Below are 6,493 nucleotides of genomic sequence, written 5' to 3' on the forward strand. Positions count from 1 at the left end.
CGGCGGTCATTACGGCACGGTCAAGGCGCACTGTGATCGGTGGCAGGCATTCGTCAAATGGTGCCGTTCCGAACAGGGGCCCGGTATCAATGATGCTCGGCAGATTGATCGGAAGGTATTGGCCAACTATGCGGCGCATCTGCGCGACGCGGTTGGGCGCGGTGACCTCGCCGTCAGCACCGCACAAAATCGGCTATCCAGCGTTAACAGGACCATGACGGCGCTTCGCGGTGATCCGTGCGTGAAATTGCCAAGTCCGAGCAAGGCGCTGGGTATGCAGCGCACCGGGGTTCGACATTCAGTGCCGCAGGGCCAAGACCGCGAACTGGTTAAGCAGATCGTCGATGCGCTTTGTAACCAACATCAACTACGGGCTGCCGCGATTGTTTTGTTGGCGCGAGCCACCGGCATGCGCTTACGTGAGGCTATATTGGCTGACCTGCCACGGCTAAGGCGTGAGGCTTACAACCTAGGCAGGATTAACATTCAGGATGGCACCAAAGGTGGCCGCGCTGGCGCTTCGGCGCCACGATGGATTACGGTGGACGACCATGTTAGAGGTGCACTTGAGTTTGCACGGCAGGTGTCGCCTGCGGGCAGCCGCAACCTAATTGCGCCATACGAAAGCTACGTGAATTTTCTGCAAGAAAGCATCCACCCGGCGCGGGACATCCTGCATGCACACAACCTTAAAGGCTTCCATGAGTTACGAGCGGCCTATGCATGTGAGCGCTACGAGCAAATCACCCAGTACCGCGCACCTATCAACGGCGGCCAATGTTACCTGGTAGATAGGAGACTTGATCGTGAGGCCCGGAGACAAATCAGCTATGAACTGGGGCACGGTCGGATCGATGTGGTTGCGGCCTACATTGGGGGACGGACATGAGCAAGCCGTTCGATATGGAGTTGTTCTTGGCTGGCGTGCTAACTGGGTCGCACTCCACGCGGCAACGCCACTTGCGGCAGGCAACACTTATCCAAGCTGAAATTGCAAATCGCTGGCAGCGAGAGACGCCTTGGGCCTGGCAGAGAAAGCATTTAGCTTGGTTTCTTGAGCATCGCCTAGACCGGCGCAGTAAGATGACCCGGTATTACTACTTTCTGACCGTGCGGTTACTCGCTCGTCGTTTACAGAAAACGTGGGTGTTCAACCTCTGAGCGAGGATCTGATTTCGAAGGCACGACTGATAGCAATCGCCCCATAACTGTCTTTCGCGAGCGGTTACTTTCAGCCAATATTACCGTGACTGGCCGTTCTTCGCTGGTCTCTGCAGCTCACGAAGGGCGAGAGTCGGCTTACATCATACGAGAGCCGACGGGGGCGTGACCGGAAGTTAAACCATTAGGCGGTGAGTACGAGAAAATTGCTCGCGCATGTTGGCGCAGCGATCACACTGCACTTATTCTAGCGACCGAATCTGTGAGTAGCGCTTATCCGGACTCTCAGGGAAAAGGAAGGAATCCATATGCTGACCAATCTGCATCCCATTGATTACACACAACCCCTTTCAATTATCATCGGTGAGAACGGTAGTGGCAAAAGCCAGGCATTAGCTGATATAGCTGAGGCCTACATAAGCAAGAACTACCGCGTCATCGCGATTGCCAACTGCCCGTTTGATAAATTCCGCACGACGGGTAAACGCTACCACTTCATGGGGGGGCGCTACGGTCAGGCGTTCGTCGGTATCGCCTTACAAACGATCATCAATTCAATCCAAGAACCGTCCGCAGCTAGGTACCACATTGGCAAGGTTCTTTCCTACCTCGGCTATGAACCGCGACTAGGGATTTGCCAAGAGGCATCTAAAGCTCGAGTGGCTTGGTATGACCTCAGCATGAGCCACGCAGGGACCTCCAAGGACGGATATTGGAGTCTCAATCTTAGCAAGGATGAATTAAGCAATTGGCCAGCCATTTTTCTAAAGAAAGGTAATAACGAGTTCCCACTGGAGCGGGCAAGCTCTGGTGAAATCCAGCTAATCACGACCTTAGCATTTATTGCTTCATATATAACTGAGCGTACCGCCATCCTCATTGACGAACCGGAAAACAGCCTGCATCCCCGTTGGCAACGCAGCTACGTTAGTCGTCTGTTCGATCTTTTCCATTCATCCGAACCAAAGGTTATCGTCGCCACCCACTCTCCCATCATTGTCACGACTGCCCCTAATTGCGGTGTGTCATGGCAGATGTACCGTATACGCGAAAACACTCCGCATGAGGTAACCGGCTGTGATGAGGGAATGGAGCAGGTGCTTTGGGATGTCTTTAGGATGCTAACACCGCGAAGCGCATTCCTTTCAAGGCATTTGGCCGATATGTTGCATCGGGTGCAGTTCGGAGAAGTTTCTTTTGAGGAATTCAATAGTGAGTTCGATGATCTATATGAGGCCGCTCGATATGATCATAATCAGCAAAAACTGATCACTCAGGCCAGGAAGCTTGCCCAATGACCAGCTTCACTTACACGCTGGAGGAGCATCTGGATATAGCCAGGGCATTGGGCGTTAGAGAAAGTCCAAAGCCAGCACCTACAGAAATCTGGAACTCGCCACATGTGGAGCAGGTTAAGGCAAGGTTCAAGAATCATAAACGTGCCGAACAGGGTGAACGGTGCTGTTATTGCCAGCGTAATATCCTGGGCGAGTTCAGTATGGTGCTTGATATTGAGCATGTGCTGCCTAAGAGTATTTTTAATCACTGTATATTCGATCTACCTAATCTCGCCGTATCGTGTCGCAAATGCAATATGAAGTTTAAGCGTGCTCGCGTGGACTTTCTTAAGCAGGATTTGTCACGGCTACCGAAAATGGAGAAAAGTCAGCTATTCAAAAAGGAGCACTACAAATTCGCTCATCCCAACCTTGATTCGGTCTACGACCACTTAAGGATACAAAGCGTCTTGGATGGGCCGGAGACAATTTTTCGTTATCGGATACTTACAGAAGTTGGTCGATACACTTACGAATTCTTCCAACTGAAGGAGTTCGAAACTGAATCAATGAACCGAGCTCAAGGTCTGCCACCACCAAGAAGCGAAAGCCTGCATGACCAAATCAAAGCTATGGAGCGCGAAATCTACGGCTGATCAGGTGCACAGGGTTGCTCGACTGGTGCTCCACTGAAAATAAAACAAGATCTCAGTCGTATATCAGCTACGCCAAGCATGTCCTAACTTAAAAGCGGCTGTTGCTGTTTAACGAAAGTTGCCACTTACAGCCGCAGTGCCTGAACAATGTGTTTCATGGAGTCGACGCATCGTATCAACCATCTGTTGCACCAACGAATCATTTCCGACTAACTTTCGTACAAGTCGTCGATGATGCTCTCCTTGATTAGCGAGGGCATTCTAGGATGCCCCGCAAAACAGCCAAATATTTTGACTTTCTCGACTGTCAATTTTGGGCATCTATGGGGAAGTGGACTTCCGCAGGGGTGGCTCCCAGCCAGTGCCAGGCTTTTATTTTCGATTTAGGAGCTTGCTATCAAAAAATCAAATTATATGTAGACTCTAGTACTTTCTTAAGTGCTTAGCAATTTATAATTGATGCAAGTAGTGCTGTGCAATATAGGTCGGATTATTTATCATTTGATAGTGCTTCTAGCCTCTGTAGCAAGCTTTCTTCTTCGGCTCGGCGAGCTTTTATGTTGTTTTCTAGGTCCTTCAATCGAACCCTCATATGTGTCGCTTGTACAAGAATCATTTCAGCCATAGCTACTTGGAACCAGTTCATGCCAACAACAGCGAGCTTAATTTCGCCGTCAGTGACAGTTAAGTCATCAAGAGAGCGAGGGTGCATTAGTCGATCACGAACTCTAACAGATTTGACCAACCCCTCAAATTCAGCTCCTGCACATTTGATTTTTAGCTCCCCTGGATACATGGATGAGTATTCGCGAACAGTTAATCTTAGTAAATTCATTATCGAGGTTTTAATCGGCTTTGATTTAACCTGCCCTTCGTTTGCTATTTCAATTTGCAATTCCTGCAATGCCATAACAGTGGCGTGTGGCAATTCATTTTCTTTGTCCTCAAGCAACCCAACCCTAAGGCAAAAAGACATACCCTCAACCAAAGCAAAAATCGCCCTCACTAGACTTCTTCTTTCGCTTTGGTTGAGTCTAGTAGGATCAAATTTTCGAGGTTCTTGGCCGTTTTTTAATGCCGGATAAACAAGGCAGATATCGTCCATCAGAGCCGAATAAATCAAGTTCATTCTTATAGTTGTCACGCTCGAAACACCCCCATTTATATTATCCCCCCAAATTACCTCTTATCATTACCTACCTCCATCCCTCTCAGATAAAAAGTTCTCTTGCTTTGTGAGTCACCCTTACTTTGAACAAAAGAGGCACAGATTTATTTTTCAGCGCTGGCTGAGGTGCCATTAAACAAATCCGCCCCTCTTTCTCAAAAGTTGACCCTCAACAATCAAACTATCCCTTAAGGCTTACACAAGATATGAGGCTGAACACCTAAATCTTTACAGGCACTTATAAAGGTATTAATAAGCCAGATAAGCTGGGTGTGATGTGGTTTGCATTTACCCTTAAGAGACAGATCTAAAAATATTGCTTCAAGCTGACTCTTGCTTATAAAAGGTGTTGCAAGAACAATTTTCCTTGTCGAATTCTGATTCTCGAATATTTTTGTCAGCGCATTGTGAAGATCACCCCAAACTTTCCCGCCCCTGACTCGGCTGATTTTGGTATTTTCGTAGTTTTTATTCCAGTCCCTGTCATGCTTTTCCTTAAAATCTTCCAGCGTAGAAAATACCCTGCCTATATTCTTAAGCCCCTGTGCCACAACCTCATGAAAACTACTCGCCCCATGACTGTCCTTTTTAGTGAATTTCGCATGAATAAACGTGATCGCAGGGGGGCTGGAGTCAGGTTCTAGGTAAATATGATCTGCCCATTCGTCATTCATATCATCACAGATAGTAATCCCAGGGGCTTTACAATAGTTATCTTCTATCTTTCTGAATAATGACGCGACGGGGAATTCTGAAATGTGATCTGGGAACGGTTTTACTCCTTTCTTGTGCCGCTTTTCTTTCTCGCTATTGACCCCTGTGAAGTCATATTTTTCATCAAAAATTGAAAGTATGGAGGTAAGACTAGGGATTAGACGTTTATCTTGAAAGCAAGATCGCCCAAAGTAGGCGTACTCTGGAGAGTTGAACATTATCGATATGGGTTTAGTATTATTTATATACTTACTGAGAGAGATTGGTGGTTCGCCTTTAATCTCAACAGAAATCTTTTCACAAATCCCAGAATAAAACGTTACCTGCTTTTTATTTAAGGTTATTTTAGCAGGTAATTCAGCACCTTTGAGGTGTAATTTTTTGGAGCTGTTTATACTAATAGAATGCTTGAATATATTGAAAAGCCTGGATATCTCTTCCGACGTACAGTCCCGCTCTGTCGAACCATCGTTTATCCGCAGCTTAGAGGTTCCATCACCACCTCTAATGGTTTCATCCAACTCGTCAAGATTTATGAATATTGCAGCAGGCTCGATTTTCTTTTTTTGAATATCACCTAGAGTAATGGGTGCTGCAAATTCGCTGATGAACTTACTTGCATTTGTAAGATCATTAATTTCTTCAATCGTAGAAATAACCCAGCTGGAAAATTCTTCTACACCAGTTTTTTTATCTCTGAATGTTACCCGAGATGAATTTGGGGTTAAGGTTATAGTATCGCCCTGAACACGAATCCTGAAGTTCTGAGGGATTGACCGACTTGAGGAGTTCGAGGCTAGCAAACCATTTAACTTGAAGGCTTCATATGACCGACTCCTGATTACAGCATTAGAAATCGCCATATTGTTCATGGTTACTTTTTCGTATTCAGGCGAATTCCTTCCTTGGAAATTGGTAAATCGCTCATAGTCAAATTCCTCTAGGTAACCATCTAAAGCCTTTTCCACATAAGGAACATTTCTTTTAGTAATAGCCACACAGTCATTGTATTCAACCATCAGTACAAAGCAGTACTTTTCCTCTTCAATGGTAGTTCCAACTAAAAAGGGTGGCTCAGATAGTTCTTTAAAGGCTATGGCCGAACAAATCACCTGCTCGGTTGCCGTTCCCAACTCCTCTTTCGTTATTCTAAACAAAGGTTTTCCAACACGATCCTCTGATAGCGCCTTAAATATTTCATTAATTTTCGTCTTGCTAATTTTTTTCTTTATTTTATAAAACTGAGCACTTTTCGAAAGATTTAGATTATATAAGTCCATTTTTATATTCCACTGTCAAACATCAGTGATGGCATTGTGCCTTTGGGCATACAAAAAAATCAATGCCAATATATGGCCTAACGCGCGGCACTCCCTAGCTATCTGGAGGCTGGAAGCAAACCTCTCTGGAGGTGTGTTTATCCGCTAGATTCACTGATCATTGCGTACTCCAGTGCAGGTGCAGGTGCAGGTGCAGGTGCAGGTGCAGGTGCAGGTGCAGGTGCAGGTGCAGGTGCA

At 46.4% G+C, this 6,493-nt stretch carries 6 protein-coding genes; 4 read left to right on the forward strand and 2 right to left on the reverse strand.

Features of this window, described 5'->3' with window-relative positions:
• The 4 genes from HP546_RS13300 to HP546_RS13315 all read left to right on the forward strand — a co-directional run.
• Positions 1-889: integrase domain-containing protein (locus tag HP546_RS13300; protein WP_172225683.1), on the forward strand; the 889-nt coding region annotated here is incomplete at its 5' end.
• Positions 886-1,161: a hypothetical protein gene (locus HP546_RS13305; protein WP_143999464.1), complete on the forward strand. Its 276-nt coding sequence runs from the start codon at positions 886-888 to the stop codon at positions 1,159-1,161. The genes HP546_RS13300 and HP546_RS13305, both read left to right, overlap by 4 nt.
• Positions 1,162-1,469: 308 nt before the next feature.
• The gene (locus tag HP546_RS13310; protein ID WP_172225686.1) at positions 1,470-2,459 is read left to right on the forward strand and encodes an AAA family ATPase; all 990 of its coding nucleotides are present in this window, start codon (positions 1,470-1,472) and stop codon (positions 2,457-2,459) included.
• Positions 2,456-3,094, forward strand: a complete 639-nt coding sequence (locus HP546_RS13315; protein ID WP_172225689.1) for an HNH endonuclease — start codon at positions 2,456-2,458, stop codon at positions 3,092-3,094. The genes HP546_RS13310 and HP546_RS13315 overlap by 4 nt, the downstream gene beginning before the upstream one ends.
• Before the next feature lie 490 nt (positions 3,095-3,584).
• Here HP546_RS13315 and HP546_RS13320 read toward each other — a convergent pair whose 3' ends face one another.
• Positions 3,585-4,223 (reverse strand): hypothetical protein, encoded by a 639-nt coding sequence (locus HP546_RS13320; RefSeq protein ID WP_143999461.1) that lies wholly within the window; start codon positions 4,221-4,223, stop codon positions 3,585-3,587.
• Positions 4,224-4,450: 227 nt separating this feature from the next.
• A complete protein-coding gene (locus tag HP546_RS13325) occupies positions 4,451-6,256 on the reverse strand; it encodes a hypothetical protein (RefSeq protein ID WP_172225692.1) in 1,806 nt (601 codons plus the stop codon).
• Positions 6,257-6,493: the final 237 nt, after the last annotated feature.

Source organism: Pseudomonas sp. CM25, assembly GCF_013179705.1.
Classification (GTDB): domain Bacteria; phylum Pseudomonadota; class Gammaproteobacteria; order Pseudomonadales; family Pseudomonadaceae; genus Aquipseudomonas.